General features: G+C 58.7%; 15 protein-coding genes and 1 pseudogene. 7 read left to right on the top strand and 9 right to left on the bottom strand.

Going from position 1 to position 15,688, the window contains the following annotated elements; translation table 11 throughout:
• The first annotated feature begins 447 nt into the window (after positions 1 to 447).
• Positions 448 to 1,029 (top strand): hypothetical protein, encoded by a 582-nt coding sequence (locus ACFVSJ_RS00395; protein WP_387433041.1) that lies wholly within the window; start codon positions 448 to 450, stop codon positions 1,027 to 1,029.
• 484 nt (positions 1,030 to 1,513) lie between these two features.
• Positions 1,514 to 1,930 carry a hypothetical protein gene (locus ACFVSJ_RS00400; protein ID WP_387433044.1) on the top strand — a complete coding sequence of 139 codons (417 nt, stop codon included), beginning with the start codon at positions 1,514 to 1,516 and terminating at the stop codon, positions 1,928 to 1,930.
• A gap of 13 nt (positions 1,931 to 1,943) precedes the next feature.
• Here ACFVSJ_RS00400 and ACFVSJ_RS00405 read toward each other — a convergent pair.
• A pseudogene (locus tag ACFVSJ_RS00405) lies at positions 1,944 to 2,620 on the bottom strand (FAD-dependent oxidoreductase); the annotation flags it as partial.
• A 194-nt stretch (positions 2,621 to 2,814) separates the two neighbouring features.
• On the opposite strand from ACFVSJ_RS00405, the gene ACFVSJ_RS00410 reads away from it, so the two are divergent.
• A complete protein-coding gene (locus ACFVSJ_RS00410; RefSeq protein WP_387433046.1) occupies positions 2,815 to 4,206 on the top strand; it encodes an APC family permease in 1,392 nt (463 codons plus the stop codon).
• A gap of 239 nt (positions 4,207 to 4,445) precedes the next feature.
• Here ACFVSJ_RS00410 and ACFVSJ_RS00415 read toward each other — a convergent pair whose 3' ends face one another.
• From ACFVSJ_RS00415 to ACFVSJ_RS00435, 5 genes are all read right to left on the bottom strand, one after another.
• Positions 4,446 to 5,582 (bottom strand): cysteine desulfurase family protein, encoded by a 1,137-nt coding sequence (locus tag ACFVSJ_RS00415; protein WP_387433048.1) that lies wholly within the window; start codon positions 5,580 to 5,582, stop codon positions 4,446 to 4,448.
• Between the two features lie 463 nt (positions 5,583 to 6,045).
• Positions 6,046 to 7,110: a DMT family transporter gene (locus tag ACFVSJ_RS00420; RefSeq protein WP_387433050.1), complete on the bottom strand. Its 1,065-nt coding sequence runs from the start codon at positions 7,108 to 7,110 to the stop codon at positions 6,046 to 6,048.
• 359 nt (positions 7,111 to 7,469) lie between these two features.
• Positions 7,470 to 8,729 (bottom strand): flavin-containing monooxygenase, encoded by a 1,260-nt coding sequence (locus ACFVSJ_RS00425; protein WP_387433053.1) that lies wholly within the window; start codon positions 8,727 to 8,729, stop codon positions 7,470 to 7,472.
• Positions 8,730 to 8,787: 58 nt separating this feature from the next.
• Positions 8,788 to 9,657 (bottom strand): SDR family NAD(P)-dependent oxidoreductase, encoded by an 870-nt coding sequence (locus tag ACFVSJ_RS00430; protein ID WP_387433055.1) that lies wholly within the window; start codon positions 9,655 to 9,657, stop codon positions 8,788 to 8,790.
• 108 nt (positions 9,658 to 9,765) lie between these two features.
• On the bottom strand, positions 9,766 to 9,921 hold the full coding sequence (locus ACFVSJ_RS00435; protein WP_387433058.1) for a hypothetical protein: 156 nt from the start codon (positions 9,919 to 9,921) through the stop codon (positions 9,766 to 9,768).
• 594 nt (positions 9,922 to 10,515) lie between these two features.
• On the opposite strand from ACFVSJ_RS00435, the gene ACFVSJ_RS00440 reads away from it, so the two are divergent.
• On the top strand, positions 10,516 to 11,112 hold the full coding sequence (locus ACFVSJ_RS00440; RefSeq protein ID WP_387433061.1) for a hypothetical protein: 597 nt from the start codon (positions 10,516 to 10,518) through the stop codon (positions 11,110 to 11,112).
• Entirely contained in the window at positions 11,109 to 12,110 is a 1,002-nt protein-coding gene (locus ACFVSJ_RS00445) for a nucleotidyl transferase AbiEii/AbiGii toxin family protein (RefSeq protein ID WP_387433063.1), read from the top strand. The genes ACFVSJ_RS00440 and ACFVSJ_RS00445 overlap by 4 nt, the downstream gene beginning before the upstream one ends.
• Before the next feature lie 263 nt (positions 12,111 to 12,373).
• On the opposite strand, the gene ACFVSJ_RS00450 is transcribed toward ACFVSJ_RS00445, so the two are convergent.
• Complete coding sequence (locus ACFVSJ_RS00450; protein ID WP_387433065.1) at positions 12,374 to 12,736, bottom strand: TfoX/Sxy family protein; 363 nt, start codon at positions 12,734 to 12,736, stop codon at positions 12,374 to 12,376.
• A 239-nt stretch (positions 12,737 to 12,975) separates the two neighbouring features.
• Between ACFVSJ_RS00450 and ACFVSJ_RS00455 the strand changes: the two genes are divergently transcribed.
• Both ACFVSJ_RS00455 and ACFVSJ_RS00460 read left to right on the top strand, forming a co-directional pair.
• Entirely contained in the window at positions 12,976 to 13,521 is a 546-nt protein-coding gene (locus tag ACFVSJ_RS00455) for a hypothetical protein (RefSeq protein ID WP_387433067.1), read from the top strand.
• Between the two features lie 217 nt (positions 13,522 to 13,738).
• Entirely contained in the window at positions 13,739 to 13,942 is a 204-nt protein-coding gene (locus ACFVSJ_RS00460) for a cold-shock protein (protein WP_021472668.1), read from the top strand.
• A 121-nt stretch (positions 13,943 to 14,063) separates the two neighbouring features.
• Here the strand turns inward: ACFVSJ_RS00460 and ACFVSJ_RS00465 are convergent, their stop codons facing one another.
• On the bottom strand, positions 14,064 to 15,008 hold the full coding sequence (locus ACFVSJ_RS00465; RefSeq protein WP_387433072.1) for a hypothetical protein: 945 nt from the start codon (positions 15,006 to 15,008) through the stop codon (positions 14,064 to 14,066).
• Positions 15,005 to 15,616, bottom strand: a complete 612-nt coding sequence (locus tag ACFVSJ_RS00470) for an ATP-binding cassette domain-containing protein (protein WP_387433075.1) — start codon at positions 15,614 to 15,616, stop codon at positions 15,005 to 15,007. Before ACFVSJ_RS00470 ends, ACFVSJ_RS00465 begins: the two co-directional genes overlap by 4 nt.
• Between the last annotated feature and the right edge of the window lie 72 nt (positions 15,617 to 15,688).

Below are 15,688 nucleotides of genomic sequence, written 5' to 3' on the forward strand. Positions count from 1 at the left end.
TCCATGTAATATCTCAAGATTCGATCAAGCTTTTATTGAAGGTCGGCTCTCAATTTATTTATTGGGTAGTCTCAATGTCGCGTCACGAGCCGTACTTGCGCCAACTACGGCGGCGGCATCACAGGAAAGCAAGTGAATGTACGGCGCTGTGAAAGTTGCATTTGATCCGCATACATATACACTCAAGTGCGTTCACGTTGCACAAGTGGTCTGGTCTAGTTGGAGAGACTGCTATCAATTTAACTTCATTGGGGGAATATATGAGCCAGCGGTTAGTTCGTGCTTCCGGGCTCCGCTTGGATCACAGACCTGCAACGTAAGACCCGGTTCTGCCGAAGAACGTAGCTCATTCCCCGCTGATATCAGCGAGCTACCGTTCCATTCCCCACGCCTTGGCCGTAGTCCATCCCTGCCCCAGCCAGGAATCCTCGCACACTATGGAGAATAATGACCATCCCCGACGTTCCCCAACACCAGCCTGGCGATCCTCTTCCTTTTGGCGGTCCACCAGTTCAGCCAACCGGCTCGCTCAACGGGCCGACGCCCGAAGGGTGGCCTCCGGCGCCAATCCGGCAGACGCCTCGGAATTCGAAGGCATTGCTGTTCGGGGTGGTCGGACTGGTCGTCGGACTCCTGCTGGGAATCCTTGGAACTGTTACCGTCAACGGACTCACGCAAGCCGCTCAGGCAGCAGCGGCCGCGGACGCGGAGGCCAAGAAGCCGAGGCCTCTCCCGGCAGCGGTCAACACTTGCAAACTTTCGAGCAAATCCTCCTACGCCAAGTTGGGTGATGACGGACGCACTCTGTCGCTCGATGGAAAGGGTGAAAAGGACTCGAATGGCTTGGCGTGGTCGGACATCGAATGTGTCCTGAAAGCCGTCAATGTTCCTGACTACGTTCGCGACCAGATGGACTCAACCCGCGCACTGGACGGCACCCAGCGTGAATCGTGGGAGAACTTCGCAGCTACATGGAGTTACCACCCCAACACCGGCGCAAACGTGGTTCTTCGCCTAACCGGTGAGTAGCGAAACCAGATAATCGGGCAGCTTCTCTGTCCGCTACCCCAACACACTGCGTTCACACTCACCCGCCTCAACGAACAGGTATCCGATGTCCCACAACGAAGACGTGCAAAACACGTCAGCTCTTCCGCCCAAGCTCCTGGCTGACCCGGAAATTTTCCCTTCAGCTGCTGAGAGCAAGGGCGACAACGACCCAACCCACCAGGAACCGTCGAAGCCTCAGCCCTCTGTCAAAAGGTGGTTCAGAAAGTCGGCGTCAGTTCAGGACGGGGGCCAAACTCTCCCCGAACCTGGCGCAGCCGCAGACGACGGGGACGCCCCCTCGAATGACCTTGAGCCGAACCCCAAGTCTGGGCGCAGGCGGCTGTGGATTTGGGTTGCAGCCGCGATGGTTGTTCTGTTGGGCGGGGCTGTCTTCCTGGGTTCGAGACTTCCTGACCCCAAGGCGAGCGACGAATATCAGAGTCTGCAAGCGGACATCGCACGCGTGACTAGTGACTTGAACAAGACCAAGACCGATCTGAAGACCCTCGAGGACGGCATGAAAGCGCGTGAGGTCAGGGTGGCTTCTTACGGCCAAGAGCTTCAGAAACGCGAAGAAGCGGTCAAGTCCGCCGAGGCCGCCGTGAAGAAGCGGGAAGATGCAGTCACTGTGGCTGAAAAGCAGAAGGCCGCAAACACGGTCCGGGAGGGCACGTGGACGGTGGGTGTCGACATCGAACCCGGTACCTACCGGACTGATGCCGAAGTTTCCTCGAGCTGCTACTGGGGTATCTACCGCACGGGCTCTAACGGATCGGACATCATCGACAACGACATTGTCAGCGGTGGACGTCCGACAGTCACTCTGTCCGCGGGGCAGGACTTCAAGACGACACGATGCGGAGCCTGGACGAAGCAGTAGCCTGCTGAGTCAGCTATACGTGGCGGGATACCTGTCCCGCCACGTATTCCGCGTCGAGGCCCACCCCGCCGAGGATGGATGAGTAGTGGCGGGTGAGCAGGGAAGCCCTACGGCATACAAACCGGCTTGCTCGGTCACGCCTGCAGTGTGCTTTGGATACCCCAAGTCGTCCAGCACGGGCATGTCGATGAAGGATAGGTCCAGTCCGTACCCGGTCGCCCACAAAACGGAAGTGATGCCTGCTTCGACCAGGTCCAGCCGGGCGGGTTCGGAAGGCAGCCAGTCGTCCCCGGGAACCGGCTCCTGATCCGGCGCATCGATCCCAGCCGCCGCGATGTACCCATCGATCGCCTTCCGCATGCGTTGGTGGAACCCTTGCTCGACTGTTATGAGGCGTTCGGGGAGGTCGTCGCTGAAGGTGATGTCGCCGTCGTCGATGCTTTCCAGGCGGCCGTGCAGGTGCATGCCGCGCCGGCCGAGTTCGCGGAGGTGGATGTCGTGGCCGCCGTCGGTGCCGGAGAGGAGCGGGTTGCAGGCGAAGCGGGCGGCGGGGGAGGGCAGTGCTTCGCGGGTGAGGGCGTTGATGCCGTAGTCGGGGCCGTGTTTGCCGGTTTCGAGGAGCCAGTAGAGGATGTCGCGGCCGCGGTAGCGGCGGGGTACTTCGGGGCAGGTGGATACGGCGAGGTGGACTTGCGTCACATATTGACTGTGACCCGCCTCACCGACACAATAAATGAACGCAATTCATTTCCAGCCTAGGTGCGAAGGCCGACCATCAACTGGCCACGCCCCTGACCCATACAAAGACATCCCCACGCAGTCGCAGCCCAGAAGCATCAGCGCCGCTGCTTCATCAGCAACTGCATGAGCACCCAGGACTACCAATGACTCCCACCTCTGAAACAGAATCACCGGCAGGCGAAAAGCCTGTGGGCCCGACATCCGCCCAGCCAACGGCCCAAGGTTGGCGCCGAGTCCTTGGCGTTCCGTCGTTGGTCCTTCTGGGCTTGGTTTACATGGTGCCGCTGACCATCTTCAGCACCTACGGCATCGTGGTGGAACTGACCGGTGGCCGGCTCTCGGCGGCCTACGCCGTGACGCTCGTGGTCATGCTCTTCACTGCCCGTTCGTATGGCCGGATGTCGCAGGCGTTCCCGTTCGGCGGGTCTGCGTACACGTATGCGACGCGGTCGTTCGGCGCGGGCCTGGGGTTCATGGCGGGCTGGTCGCTCCTGCTCGACTATCTGTTGCTGCCGATGATCAACTACTTGCTCATCGGCATCTACATGGAAGCGGCCTTCCCGGCCATTCCGGCGTGGGTGTTCATGATCGTTTCCATCGCCGCGGTCACGGTGCTCAATGTCCTGGGCATCACCGCCATCGCGAAGGCCAACTTCGTGGTGGTGGGGCTGCAGGCTCTCTTCATCGTCCTGTTTGTCGCTCTTGGACTGTCTTCCGTCACAGGCGCAGGCAACCTCGACCTGATGGCACCCTTCACTGGAGCCGAAGGCGCGGAAGGGCTGTCGCCGATCTTCGCGGGCTCGGCCATCTTGTGCCTTTCCTACCTCGGGTTCGACGCCGTTTCGACCTTCGCCGAGGAGACCAAAGACCCGAAGCGCAACCTTCCCAAGGCCATCATGCTGACCACGGTCCTGGCCGGCGTCATCTTCCTCGGCCTGGCTTACATCAGCCATCTGGTTCTGCCGGTCAGCACCTTCAACGACGTCGACTCGGCCGCCATCGAGGTCATCGGCAAGGCCGGCGGCGAGCTGCTTGTCGCCTTCTTCACTGCCGCTTATATCGCAGGCAGCCTCGGTTCGGCCCTGACCTCGCAGGCTTCGGTCTCGCGCATCATCCACTCGATGGGTCGCAGCGGCGTGTTCCCGGCGGCCCTTGGCAAATTGCACGCCCGCTTCGGGACGCCTGTTTTGCCCATTCTCCTGACTTCAGCTGTCTCACTGTTGGCGCTGGTATTGGATCTGCTGACCATCTCATCGCTGATCAGCTTCGGCGCGCTCGTTGCGTTCTCGGTGGTGAACCTCGCGGTGATCAAGCACTACTACTTCGACCAGAAGGAACGCAGAACACGCGGTGTCATTCACAACCTGGTGCTGCCCGCTGTTGGGTTCGCGCTCACGGTCTGGTTGTGGACGAGCCTGAGTGGGCTATCGCTCGGGTTCGGCCTGGCGTGGGCGGCCGTCGGGCTGGCTTACCTCGCATACTTGACCCGTGGATTCCGTCGGTCCGCGCCGCAGCTGGACTTGAAGGAAGCATAGGGCTCATTTCGCAGATCATTGCTATTCCCGCAGCACGTGTGCACCTTCTTGTGACGGCGAATTGGCTGACTGCTCCATTAGATGCGGAGTGGAGATTGCTTGAATGACGTTGCAGAGCCGAGCGGTATTCTGCCGAATGGGCGGCCATCTTCGAACGCATCCGGCGACTGCGAAGGCATGGGTGGACCTACGTCCAAAGACCTGCACAGTCGCCGGAGTGCTAAATGAGTTCGCAGACGCTACACGGACTTGAGCACCGCGTAGGCGTCGGACAGCATATTAACAGCCCGACGGACGTCGTGGGACGTGGTTATCCGCCCGAACCCAATCCGGAGACTGGACCTAGCTACTTCGGCCGATGCCCCCATGGCTGAGAGCACATGCGAGGGCTTCTGATCGGTAGAGTTGCAAGCTGAGCCAGCGGACAGTGCCAGCTGTGGAACGGCCGCCATAAGGTCCGTAGCGTCTACATCTGGAAATTGTACGTTGAGGCAATTGGGCAAGCAATTCTCCGTGGGAGAATTAGCAATCACCGATGGAACTTTGAGGGCCAGACTCTCCCAAAATTGATTCTTGAGTTCGCCGACCCGCTTTCGCTCTGAGTGGGAAAGCTCGCGAGAAAGCTCAAGAGCCTTGGCGAACCCAACGATGGCAGGCAGGTTTTCTGTTCCCGGTCGCATTCCTCTTTCTTGGCCTCCTCCGTAAAGTAGTGAACGATCTATGCCATTAGATGCTTGAAATTTATCGCTGATGTAAAGGGCGCCCACTCCCTTCGGCCCGTAGAGCTTGTGGGCTGAGAAACTGAGGAGATCTGCCGGAAATCGAGTGAAGTTATCCACGAGGTATCCAACTGCCTGCGTCGCGTCGGAGTGAAGAGCAATGCCAGCCTCGTTCGTGACCTTTGAGATTTCCTCGAGCGGCTGAATTGAACCGGTTTCATTATTGGCAGCCATGACCGATACAAGTTTTGTCGTCGTCTTGAGCGATTTTTTGACATCCATGGGGTCTACGAAACCACGGCCATCCACGGGCAGAACCGTGAGATCTCCGCCGTGCTTCTCGAAGGCTAGGCAGGCATCAAGCATGGACTTGTGCTCGATTGCTGTCGTAATAATATGGTTGAAGTGGCTGGGCTCAAGCATAGACACGACCCAGTTGTTGGCCTCCGTAGCGCCGGACGTGAAGAACAGCTCCCGTGGGCGGATGCCGAGGAGGCTCGCCATCTTGCGGCGAGCGTTCTCCATGGCATCCTGGCTTCGAAGCCCGGCCATGTGTGGGCTTGATGGATTCGCCCAATTTTCTCTTGCGGTCCTGTCGACAACGTCAGCTATCTCGTCGGCAATTGGAGTGGTGGCCTGGAAGTCAAGGTAGATCATGCTGCGCTCCGTTCAAAACCGCTCGAGTTGTAGGACAGTGGTGCGACATCATTTGTATGAGGTTCAAAGAACATCAGGACAACCGTTTCTGACCCTGATGATTTCCGCGAGAGATACATCTCCGTACCTTTGATCACTTTGTCTTTGTCTGCCGCCCGATTGAAGTCGAAGATGATTCTTGCGGCACTTGGGCGCGAACCTCTCATTTTAGAGAAAGCCAAGTCTAGATATTCACTGCAGATTAACGGACATCGCGGGATGCCCGTCCCTTCGCTATTTACGGACCCAGCTAGAACGGTTTGATACAGATCAGAGTCGAAATAGATCTCGTTGTCCTGCATCTTCAGCGTGGGGTCTTGGGCTGGGCTGCGCAGCCAAGACTTGAGGAACCTAGCTGAGCGGTTGCGGAGCGTACGTTCGCGTACCGTATCGAAGCTGGCTCCGTTCGCCGCGCAAATTTTCTCTAGTTGCGTGATATCGACAGACCCGCGCGCTTTGCTGCTGATGTCACAGGCGTCCTCGTGGCAAGCCAATCCCAAGTCATTGATGAGGACGCGATAGCTAGGGGGACGTACAGGCGATGGTCGTGCTCCAAGGCTCTACCGAAGGAGAGTCCCATTTTCATCGATCCAACAGCAAAGTCGTCGATGCCACTTGTAACGTCGAAGTAGCCGCACGACACTAAAATTTTTGAACCCCTGTCTAGAGGCACCATCGACTCAATTTTGTTCGTTAGATCCTTCAACTCCACTATCCTCTCCCGTCTCTTTGATCTTTTCGAGCCAAAGCACTGCAACAGCACTACCGGTATCAGAACTAGTCCGACTGTTTTTATCCCGTTAATTGGCTGGTTTAATGCGGTGGCGCCAACAATTGACGCAAGAACTGGGTCCAATGCTGCTAGCATTGCAAAGGCTATTGTATTAAGACTTTTCATTGCGAAGAGTTCCAGTATGAATGGGATGATCATGGTTAGGGCTGCAACAAGGATCGCCGCAACTATCGGCATATCTCTGGAAATGCTTACGGGGATTCGCGCGACTACAATTTGCCAGAGTAGGACGGTTGCCAACGATATCCAAAGTGCTCTGGAAAGTGTAAGTAAGGGGTTCGCATCTATTGGTAGCGCACCGCCGATTCTTATGTATGCCGTCAGAAAAAGTCCAGTACCCACCGCCCAGACAATGCCTCCAAGCGCTGCTGCTTTGTCGTATTCTGCCAAGAGAAGCAAGCCTGCAATAGCGCCAACTGCGGTAGCTCTGGTCCTCCAGGATTTCGAACGAAAGCACCCGAATAGCATCGGGACTATGAACTCTATGGCAACCACGAGGCCGAGCGGGATCTGCGATATTGCTTGGTAAAAGCAGATTTGCATCAATCCCACGATTACCCCGTAACTAAACAGCTGTCGCTTCGTTACATGATCGGCTTCTCGCACAAACAGTAGGATTGGGAGCATAACTAATGCACTTATGCCGATACGAAGAAGCGTGGCCGTTGAGGCGCCCACCGAGGAAATCAGGCTCACGGCAATACTGTTGCCGACTTGCAGTGAAATTAGGCTCAAAGTGGCTGTAGCGATGCCAATTGACTGACGGTGTTTGGTGCCATTAGTCGATCGCATGTGGAACATTGCCGACGTAGGGTCTTGATTGCGCCGTGTAGATCATGAATTCCCCCGGATCTGCCGCATGGAGACAAGTACTTGCCTATGTGAACTAATCACGATCTACTCTCTTGGTCAACATGCGTGTTGGACGCTTGTCATTTAGGAGCTAAATGGGAGAGTTTCGAGAAATATTTAAATATTGCCGTCACTTTGTCGGAGGAGTCGACACTTATCGTGGGGATGTCTATCGCTCATTGATGGAACATGTTCATGCGCGGCTAGGCACTGCGTGGAGCCAAAGCTTTTGTGACGATGCCCGCCACGTACGCTGCGTCTAGCCCAACCCCACCGAGGATGGATGAGTAGTGCCGCGTCAGCCAGGGAAGCCCAACGGCATACAAACCGGCTTGCTCGGTCACGCCTGCAGTGTGCTTTGGATACCCCAAGTCGTCCAGCACGGGCATGTCGATGAAGGATAGGTCCAGTCCGTACCCGGTCGCCCACAAAACGGAAGTGATGCCTGCTTCGACCAGGTCCAGCCGGGCGGGTTCGGAAGGCAGCCAGTCGTCCCCGGGAACCGGCTCCTGATCCGGCGCATCGATCCCAGCCGCCGCGATGTACCCATCGATCGCCTTCCGCATGCGTTGGTGGAACCCTTGCTCGACTGTTATGAGGCGTTCGGGGAGGTCGTCGCTGAAGGTGATGTCGCCGTCGTCGATGCTTTCCAGGCGGCCGTGCAGGTGCATGCCGCGCCGGCCGAGTTCGCGGAGGTGGATGTCGTGGCCGCCGTCGGTGCCGGAGAGGAGCGGGTTGCAGGCGAAGCGGGCGGCGGGGGAGGGCAGTGCTTCGCGGGTGAGGGCGTTGATGCCGTAGTCGGGGCCGTGTTTGCCGGTTTCGAGGAGCCAGTAGAGGATGTCGCGGCCGCGGTAGCGGCGGGGTACTTCGGGGCAGGTGGAGACGGCGAGGTGGACGTCGCGGCCGGCGTCGTGCAGTTCCTCGGCGATCTGTCCGCCCGACTGGCCGGTGCCGACGATGAGGACGGCGCCATCGGGGAGTTGCCGGGGGCTTCGGTAGTCGTGGGCGTGGAGCTGAATGATTTCCTTGGGGAGCTTTTCTGCCATGGCGGGGAGCTTGGGGACTTGGTATGCGCCGGTGGCGAGTACGACCTTCTTGGCCTGCATGCTGCCGAGTGAGGTTTCCAGGTGGAAGGTGCCGTTGGTTGCTGACAGGCGGGTGACGTCGACGCCGGTGTGGACGGGTGCGCTGATAACCTCCGCGTAGCGCCTGAGCAGGTTGACGATGGCGATGCGGGGGAGGAAGGCTTCGGGGTCGTCGCCGGTGTAGGGCATGCCGGGGAGGTCGAGCGTGAAGTTGGGGGTGTTCATGTAGAACCCGTCCCATCGGTCCTGGTAGGCGCCTCCGAGGGAGTCGCGCCGCTCGAGGAGTTGATGTTCGACGCCGGCTTGCGTAAGCCAGTAGCTTGTGGCGAGACCGGCTTGGCCGGCGCCGATGATCACGGTATCTGGGGCGGATCCCATGGCGTGGATTTTACGCTCGGGGGTGGGGTTTGGGGATGGATTCTGAGGGTGCCCAGAATCAGCCCGCAGTGAGGGCCGCCAGCCGAGCGCATTCCTCCCACAGTCGCCGTCGTGCGGCCGGGTCTGAGCCCATGCCCGGAGTAGGCAGTTGCTTGCGCTTGGCCCAGAGTTTGCCGGTGACGCCCGCCGTCCCTGGTGAGGTGGCCAACCAGACAGGTGTGTCGGCCGCCTCCTCAGCAGACTTGCCCAATGCATTGGTTAGCAGGCGGAATGGGCCGCCGACGTCCTGCAAAAGCCCCGTGTTCTTTACGAGGCCCGGGTGAACGGCATTCACCACTACATTGGATCCCCGGTGACGCTCAGCGAACTCCTGTGTCAGGAGGACCCGGCCCAGCATTGTCGGCGGGGTGGCGCGGATGTAGCTGTACTTGCCACGAGCGGTCTGCAGATCGTCGAAATCGATTTTCGTGACCGATGGACCGCCTGAATACTTCGAGGCTATGTTCACCACCCTGGACGTCCTGGTTTCAGCGGTGCTTGCACCGCGCTTCAGTGCATCCAATAGAAGATTGGTGAGCAGGAAATACGCCATCACATTTGTGGCGAACGTGAGTTCGAGCCCGTCCGACGTCACATGGCGCTCCTTTCGGAACACTCCTGCAGCATTGACGAGCACATTGAGCTCCTGGTGCCGAGACGCGTATTCCTCAACTGCCGCTCGTATGGAGGCCTGGCTTGAGAGGTCGCACGCAAGAGGCTCCAGGGATGCGTGGGGAACAGTGCTGTGAATGTCGCGCATTGCGTCTTCCGCCCGGGCTGAGGAGCGTCCAACTACCACCACGGTGGCTCCTTCACGTGCCAGCGCAGTGGCGATTGCCTTGCCGAGTCCGCCCGTCGCGCCGGTCACGAGCGCTGTAGTTCCGTTCATGGAGGACATAGCTCGATCACAGCACTTCTTTGCCGGTTTGGCGAGTGTCAGGCTGCCTCTTGAGCTGCTGTCCTTTTGGCCAGCGCCGGACATCCCGGAACCGGGCTGTTACTGCCCCTGTGACTCGAAAAAGGCCGCGATTTCGGCATCGCTTGGTTCCCTGATTTCGATGGGAGTGGGCGCCTCGCCTGGCGGCAGGAAATCGTTTATGGACGTCTGGCCGTCGTGTTCAGGGGCTGGCTCCAGCGATTCGTCATCCGACATTTGCTGCTCCTAGGTTTGACCTTGGAACAACAGTAATCCGGCTGTGCTTCCGAGCCTGGGAGGCACGACTTCATTCGGTGCCTACGACTGATCGAAGCTGTTGAGTTCCGTGTACGTCCCTCCCAGTTCTTGGGCCAGCCTGTCCAGGTCCTTGCCGCTCCAGTTTTCGTCCAAGGCAAAGGATAAATCTGCGACTAGCCAGTTTTCGCCCTCAACAGTTGCCCGTGGTTGACGTGGCGTATCTCGTCCCCGGGCGGGAACGCACAGGATCGCTATCGAGGCTGCCCTTCGGAGTGTTGTGCTCCACAGTGCAGTGCCGGAAAGAAGTGCGGCCTTTCGCTCGTCTCCGGCGGCGCGGGCATGAGCGGCCCGACTGGAGGGTCATGCTGTCGTTTGAACGGGCCCGAGCAACCGCGTATGAGGCGTTGACCCCGACTTGGGAAGTGGGGGAGTGCGGCGAGTACACCGTCGCCGACTGCGGTTACGAGGACGAGACGGCGTGGCTCTTAATGGAAAGTTTGCCGGATAGCTCCGAGGTGGCCACTAGATCCATCAGCTTGTTGATCTGTCACAAACTCCGTAAGCTTTTGTGACATGAGCACGGCTACCAAGGTTACCGCGACCGCCTTCCTGGACCAGATTCCAGAGAAGTCTTACGTGCGTGTCTCCGACATCCCTTGCAGCTCGACCGCATCTCGGGCTGCGCTGTCACGGGCGGCGAGAGACGGCAAGCTGGTCAAAGCGGCACGAGGCCTGTATTACAAAGGTCCGAAGACTCGATTCGGCATGGCCAGGCCCAGCATTCTGGAAACCGCTTTGGAAGTCCTCGGCTCCGAAGGCACCGGTCCGTGTGGCTATTCTGCAGCCCGCGCCTTCGGTCTCACTACCCAGGTTCCTGCCAAAGTGGACCTCGCTACTTCCGGCCCAATGCGAGAAGGTCTGGAAGGAGTAGAACTGCACAAGAGAAGCAACCCTGCACGGCAAAAGCTGTCGTACTGGGACATCGGTCTGCTCGAACTGCTCCGCGAACCCGGCGTCATCGAATCCGGCTGGTCCGCCCTCGTTGCGGCGTCAAAGAAGTTCGTCAGCGAAAACCGTATACATCCGGACCTCATCGCTGACGCTGTTCCCCGCGAGGCTCCTGACGTCCGTCGCCGATGGGGTCAGCTGGCAGCGGAGTTGACGGTTTGACGGCCCCACAGCTGCGAAGCGCACCCGACGATCTTCAGGCGCTCGTTGACGCCGCGGCGCTGCATTTGGGCCTTCCGCAGGCTTTCATCGAAAAGGACTTTTGGGTTATCGAAGTGCTTCGCTCGGCTATGGAGGCCCGTACCATAACTGACAAGTCGGGGGACGACCTGCCGGTTACCGCCGTCTTCAAGGGTGGCACCAGCCTGAGCCGCGCATTCGGAATCATCCACCGGTTTTCGGAAGACGTTGATCTGCTGATCGGGTTCCCCGACGAGTGCTCTACAAAGGCCAAAGACAAATTCCTCAAGGCCATCTGTAATGAGATCCGCGCACATCTCGGCCTCGACGGTGACCACGAAAATCTGGAAGGCTCATCAACAGGCGTCAAGCGCAACATGCGCTACTACTTCCCGGCCTCCTATGGCTCGCCGCCAATTACCGAAGGCGTCCTACTGGAGATGGGCACCCGCGGAGGGACGTTCCCCACCGAGACACGGCACATCCGCTCGCTGGCCGCTGAATACGCCATTGATGTTCTCAATGAGCCCGAGTCGGCGTACGAGGAGTTCGCGGCCGTGCCGGTACGGGTGTTGGCGCCGGAGAGGACCTTGCTGGAAAAGCTCGCTTTGGTCCACGACGCTGTGACCAGATTGCCGGAACAGAGCGCCCAAGCAGCACTGGAGCGGGGCGGCCGTCACTTCTACGACATCCACCGCCTCCTTAACGACGACCGGGTATTGTCGGCTCTGGCGGAGGCTGGCAAGGACGGCGTAGCCAGCCTTGTCGCCGACATCGGAGAGCACTCTACGGCCGCCAGCTTCCCCTTCACCGAACGTCCAGCGGAGGGGTACGCTGCGAGCCGCGCCTTTTCACCTGACGAGAAGTCTTTGCCCCATCTGGAGCGGTCCTACCAGCTCGCCACCAGCCTGATTTACGGGGACGCGCCGACCTTGGAAGAATGTTTGGCCACGGTGCGGTCTGCCGCGCATCTTGTCTGATCCGGACCGGCGAGCTTATAGGCCACGAGGCGAGGAAAGCGGTGGGACTTAGGACGCTGGCGCGCTTTGTGGTGCGCGCACGCCGGGTGCAGGAACGCTCCCTTGCGTCGTTGACCATTCCGGCATGACCCAAATCAAGCAGATTCACGAACTCCACTTCATTAGGTGATTCCTGCGGGTGGTTCGTGACGCGCTTGACTGGCTTACCGCCGTCGTTACTTACTTCCGTGACCGCGCCCAAACTGCGCGGACACCAGAAATGCCTAACGCTTTGTTGAGGATTTCGCAGCCTTCGGCGGCAACTTCGACACGTTCTCGAAAGCCTTGGCCACCCACTCCGCCGTTCGTTCGGCGTCGTCTTGCCAGGCTTCCGGGAGACCTACGTATCCGCCCATGGGGCGTTCCTCCGGGCCGAAGGGCTGCGTCTGCTGGTTCGCTTCGAGCTCCTGCTGGTCAGCCTCGGAAAGCTTCACGCCGATGGTTGGTCCGAACAACCCCGCGAACATGTTGCCGTTCACGAACGCTCCGAGATTGCCGAACATCGGCTTGACCACCACGTCCGGGTGCTCGGGAACGGCTGAGCGGAAGCGTTCCTTGTCGGCTTCGGACGGCTTGGGCATCTGCATGGGACGTTCCTCCGTGAGTAGGGGCTGTGTGCAGCATACGGCGGCGAGCTGCACGTCAGGTAGATGCCATACGGCGGCGAGCTGCACGTCAGGTAGATGCCATCCGGCGGCGAGCTGCACGTCAGGTAGATGCCATCCGGCGAAGGGGCCGATACGCGCCGGTCCGTCATGCCGCCGTCGTTCGCGTCACGTAACTAGCGGCGGGCAGTTGCCCGGCAGATCGTCGTCGAAGGGGAGATATGGATTTCTTGGCTGATCTTGGACAAGTCATTGGGGCCGTGGCGGCGTGCGTCACCCTGGTTTTTGTTGTGAGGGCTACCCGGCACTCAGGCCAGGCGGTAACTGACGCGCAGCGCATGTTGCAGTTGGAAGGTGAGCGTGACGAGCGGTCGATTGCCATGCTGGAAAGGCGGCAGGCGGCGCAGCTCGTGTGCTGGCCGGTCAGGGGAGAAGCCGATGGTGCTTTCCAGTGGGGGATCGAGCTGGTGAATTCGAGCGATGCTCCCGTGTTCGGGGTTGAGCTTCACCGGCAGGAGGGCAAAAGCGGTAACGGGACGCCGATCCCGGAGATTCAAGCGGCGGCCAAGATCCTCCCTCCGGGACGCTACTTCTTCAGCGAGCGGAGGCGCTGGCCCGTGTACGTGGAGCAGCACCGCGTGCTGGAACCCATCCCGGGAAATACGGATTACATGCCGTCGGTGTCTTTCACTGACAGTGATGGTCGCAAATGGTGCAGGGGAGTGGATGGACACTTGGAACGGAAAACTGAGGACCACTCGGTTTGAACTGCCAAACACACCCGCTGGATTAAACCGCCCCCAGTACTAGCCATACCGCCAGATGTCTGTAGACTTGACGGTGTTGTTGTGTTTGGCATTTGGTAGTTCAGGCAGTCCCCGCGGTCCTTTTGGATCGCGACCTTCTGAAGTAACGGTGGAGAACACCCCACACCGGAGACCCGAAAGTCGGGAACAATCTCCACCTTCAGTAAGGACTGAAATTATGGCTACAGGTACCGTCAAGTGGTTTAACGCTGAAAAGGGCTTCGGCTTCATCTCCCCGGAAGATGGCAGCCAGGACGTTTTCGCTCACTACTCCGCAATCAACTCCTCGGGCTACCGCTCCCTCGAAGAGAACCAGAAGGTCTCCTTCGACGTCGAGCAGGGCCCCAAGGGTCCCCAGGCAGTAAACATCCAGGCTATCTAGTCTTCGGATAACACAAGAGCAGGGCCGGTCAGTTGACCGGCCCTGCTTTTTGTCGTTCTTGAGGTGACTAAGGGTTATAGGACGAACGTGGCTGTGCAGGGACCGCCACCAAGGTTCGCGACTACACGAACTTAGTCATCCTCCACCACGCTGCCGACGAGATTCCGACGAGAAGTAGTAGACACCCGAGCAGCATTATCAGCCCGATGCCAGGATCTACAGGAAACGATGGTCTGGGGCTGAAGCCTCCCCAGAAGTTGAATACGCCTTGTCCGATCGTGGAGATGATGTTTCGAGGGTCGTAGGCTCCTGCGAAGGGTGCCACCATAAGAAGTCCACCGGCCGCTAGACAGGGCAGAGTCATTGCCCTGCTGACAAGGCCGACGAAAAAGCCCAGAAGCCCAAACGCCGCAGCTATCGAACTACTGAAGACAACTTGCAAGACCGGTGTTCCAACTCTCACGATCTCGGGCCTGTAGTTCAGCTCGCCAGCAAACTCTCCGAGAAGGGTTGCGCGAAGTATGGGCGCCGCTAGCCATGAAGCCCCTGCCGCAACAACGACCGTACCGATGGCAACTGCCATCACGACTGATGCTTTTGCCGCCACATAGGGCACGGGACCCTGAAACAGGATCCTGTCCTTGAGAATCCGACGACGGGTGTCGCTGACGGCAACTGCGCAGCCGTAGATGAAGAAAAGCACTGGGAAAACCACGAACGTTATCATCTCTAAGCCCGTGCCCACAGCGTTCTCTTCGTCAAATGCTTGCAAGGAGTTATACGCATGCTCGTAGTCGAAGCGTAAAGGATTGTCGAGCATACGCTGATTGCCCTGGGTGACAACGTTGCTCGGGTGAGCCAGTGCTTCTTTGAGCGTCAGGCCATTTGCTTCAGCATGCGCTTCAGTTGAGCGGAACTGGTCTAGGCTTGCGCTCACGTTACTAACGCTCCCGCTCAGCGACATAGTGAGCGCGACCACCACAACAGCGAGCGGGAAGTAAAGGGTGCGAGTCCACGCCTCGTACTTAAGCTCTGTCCGAAGTGAGCGCAAGAGTTTGCTAATCATGCTGTGATGCCCTCCGACAACGGCTCTGGTACTGACAGCAAGAGACCATTGTCGATCTCGAAGGTTGTAGGATTCAGTTCGCGGTAGAAATCGGTCTCGTGGTCGGCAACGATAATGCACTTTTGTCTTGCCGCTGATTTAAGTGCTTCCCAGAGTTTTTGTCGGCCCAATTTATCCAGGCCAGCCAAAGGTTCATCGAGCAGAATGCATTGGCGATGGCTCATGAGAGCTGCAGTCAGTTTCAACTTTTTTCGTTGTCCCATTGAGTAACCCTTGGCGCTGTTCTTGAGCACTCCGACTGACAGGAATCTAACGGTGCCCTGATCCGCCTGCAGGCTTTTCGGTGAGCGATCAAGGAGAACACTGAGATTCTTTAGCCCTGAAAGGGCGGGATGTATCGATGAATCATCGAAGGCTGCCGCAATTGCTTGCCGGGGGTGCCGGTCATTCCACGTGATTGAACCGTTGAAGTGCTCTAATGCGGCCAAACACTTGAAGAGCGTCGTTTTCCCTCGACCATTTTCGCCTTGAATGAGATGCAGACCCTGAGAGGGCAGGCTAAGTGTGATTCCATTCAAGACGGGGCTTCCGCGGTACGACTTGGACAAGTTTTCTATTCTTAGCATGTCACCTCGTTGTGCGTCGGGGCTGGCGGGCGCCCCAACATTGTGAGTCGGTCG

This window comes from Paenarthrobacter sp. NPDC058040 (assembly GCF_042885775.1).
Taxonomy (GTDB): domain Bacteria; phylum Actinomycetota; class Actinomycetes; order Actinomycetales; family Micrococcaceae; genus Arthrobacter.